Here is a 1,889-nt window from a genome sequence, read left to right on the forward strand (position 1 = left end):
GGCGGGGCCGGTCCAGAGGGCGGCGGCACCGGCGACGGCGGCGCCGACGGCGATTCGGGCAATCCTGCGGATCATGCCCGGCCCCCCTGGAAATCGGCCTGGATGGAATCGGCGGCCTTCAGCCCCAGCGCCGCCATGCTGAGCGTGGTGTTGACCACGCTGGCCGAGGCCATGGCGCCGCCGCCGGGCAGCCACAGATTCGGATGGTCGTGGGCGCGGCAATCGCCATCCACCACGGAATCCTTGGGGTCGTTGCCCATGATCACGCCGCCCATGATGTGATTGTTGGCGTTGAACGATGTGGTGATGCGCAATTCGGTGCCGCCCAGCAGGCCGGCCACCTGGCGGATCTGCTCCGCCGCCGCGACGGCGCCTTTGCGGACATATTCGCCGACATCGTAATGGATGTCGGGACAGGGCAGGCCCAGCGGGTCGCGCCGCGTCTTGCTGAGCGTCAGCCGGTTGCCGGGATCGGGCAGCGGCTCCAGGCTGACCGACAGGTCCACGCCGCAGGCCGCGCGGCGCCGGATTTCGTCATCCAGCGCCTGCCCGACCAGGCCCAGCGCCAGCGCCTGTTCGGTCGCGGGCCCGACGCGGCTGATATTGTTCAGGATCATCTTGTTGGCGGAATAGGTGCTGCGGAAGCCGCCGTCGCGCGGGCCGACGATGCAACTGCTCTGCGCCGGGCCCCGGCCGAACCAGAGCGGTTCGCTGGCCAGGAAGGTCGCATGCACGCCCGAATGGTCCATCATGTTGCGCCCGACCTGGTCGGACGAATTGGCGATGCCCGCCGGATTGCGTTCGTTCGCCGCCAGCAGCAGCAGACGCGGCGTTTCGATCCCGTTGCAGGCCAGCACGAAGGTACGGCCGCTGGCCTTGTGCGAGCGGCGCTGCGCGTCATACCAGTGGATCGCCGTCACACGGTTGGTCTCGTCGGTGTCGATGCGATAGGCCACCGCCTGGTCCAGCACCACCGCGCCCGCGTCCTCGGCCTTCTGCACGTGCTGGATGCCGTTATACATCGCGCCGATCGGGCAGATCGGCTGGCAGTTGTTGTTGCCGCAGCATGAGGGACGATCGCCGAAGGGCTGGACGCTGCGCCCCTGCGGGATCGGCACCAGCTTGAAGCCGTGCGGGTTGACCAGTTCGGCCACCCGGCGGTCGCCATAGCCGAAGGGGATCATGTCACGCGGATAGGGGCGGCTGCGCTGGCTGGGCGATTGCAGGTCGGGATCGTGCGGGCCGGAGACACCCATCGCCTCTTCGGCGCGGCAGTAATAGGGTTCCAGGTCCTCGTACGAAATCGCCCAGTCGCGACCGACGCCATAGGTCGATTTCATGCGGAAATCGATGGGCAAATGCCGCCAGCAGGACGCTGCCCAATGCCACGTCGTGCCGCCGACCGTGCGCAGATAGCCCTGCCTGAACGCCGAGCCGTCCGGGCCGAACAGGCCGACATAATCATTGGCGGGGAAATAGAGCGGCGCCGGGGCGAGCGGCGCCTGCGGATACAGGCCCTGGAAATCGGAATTGACCCGGTTATGGAACGACATGTTCCGCCAGTTTTCGACGATGTCCGACCGTTTCAGGCGCAGTCCGGCTTCGAGCACCACCACGGAACGGCCGGCGGCGGCCATCTGGTGGGCGATCAATGCGCCGACGACGCCGGAACCGACCACCACCACGTCGGCGGTCACGTCACCAGAGCTGGAAAAGACAGGATGCGCCACGGCTTATGCTCCTTGGCCGTCTATTGGGGCCGTCTATTTGGGGGCCGTATTTGAAGGCCGCTTATTTGGTCGGAAGGATTGCGGATTGCGGGGGCGCCTTGGACTCCACGGCCGCCGGCGGCGGCGCGGGGGGCGGCACCGCGACGGTCGAAACGGCCG

At 67.6% G+C, this 1,889-nt stretch carries 1 protein-coding gene; it reads right to left on the minus strand.

The features are described 5' to 3' along the window. Nucleotides 1-71: 71 nt before the first annotated feature. On the minus strand, nucleotides 72-1,730 hold the full coding sequence (locus HUK84_RS16615; protein ID WP_176641271.1) for a GMC family oxidoreductase: 1,659 nt from the start codon (nucleotides 1,728-1,730) through the stop codon (nucleotides 72-74). Nucleotides 1,731-1,889 lie beyond the last annotated feature (159 nt).

The sequence above is a fragment of the Nguyenibacter vanlangensis genome (assembly GCF_013376155.1).
GTDB lineage: Bacteria > Pseudomonadota > Alphaproteobacteria > Acetobacterales > Acetobacteraceae > Gluconacetobacter > Gluconacetobacter vanlangensis.